Below are 248 nucleotides of genomic sequence, written 5' to 3'. Positions count from 1 at the left end.
CCTGCTGCAGACCCACGAGATGCTGTTCGACGCGCACAACCATGCCTTCCGCGTGTTCGGCGGCGTGCCCAAGCGCGGCATCTACGACAACATGAAGACGGCCGTGGACAAGGTCCTGAGCGGCAAGGCGCGCGACGTCAACGCGCGCTTCGCTGCGATGGTCAGCCACTACCTCTTCGAGGTCGAGTTCTGCAACCCGGCCTCCGGCTGGGAGAAGGGCCAGATCGAGAAGAACGTGCGCGACGCGC

The 248-nt window shown here is 65.3% G+C and carries 1 pseudogene; it reads left to right on the top strand.

The features are described 5' to 3' along the window. Nucleotides 1-248 (top strand): annotated as a pseudogene (locus ACG04R_RS28625) (IS21 family transposase); the annotation flags it as partial.

The sequence above is a fragment of the Pelomonas candidula genome, assembly GCF_043555985.1.
GTDB lineage: Bacteria > Pseudomonadota > Gammaproteobacteria > Burkholderiales > Burkholderiaceae_C > Pelomonas > Pelomonas candidula.
Note: the sequence above shows the minus strand (reverse complement) of the source record. Positions and strands in the feature narration are given on the sequence as shown.